Annotated in this window: 1 protein-coding gene; it reads left to right on the plus strand. The window is 41.9% G+C overall.

Annotation, left to right across the window (positions count from 1 at the left end):
* Positions 1 to 303 (plus strand): IS30 family transposase (locus LPAF129_RS11110; protein WP_244057189.1); only part of this gene is annotated, 303 nt, incomplete at both ends.

A 303-nucleotide genomic window follows, 5' to 3' on the forward strand; every position in this document is an offset into this window, starting at 1 on the left:
ACGTTAATCAAGCTCTTGGGGCACTTAAACAAGAACTAGGTTCAAAGTTTGAGAAGATTTTTAAGACGATCACAGCTGATAATGGTTCTGAGTTTAGTGAGTTAACTCAGGTCGTTCCCGACCGTGAAAACGGAGGTATCTATTATGCTCATCCATATGCTTCATATGAACGCGGAAGTAATGAACGCAACAATAAAATCATCCGCAGAATATATCCCAAAGGAAAACCAATCGTGGCACAGCCGATTAAAACAGCTCGTGAAACAAGTGACTGGATGAATAACACGCCACGGCGTTCACTGA

It is taken from the genome of Ligilactobacillus pabuli (genome assembly GCF_022836475.1).
Classification (GTDB): domain Bacteria; phylum Bacillota; class Bacilli; order Lactobacillales; family Lactobacillaceae; genus Ligilactobacillus; species Ligilactobacillus pabuli.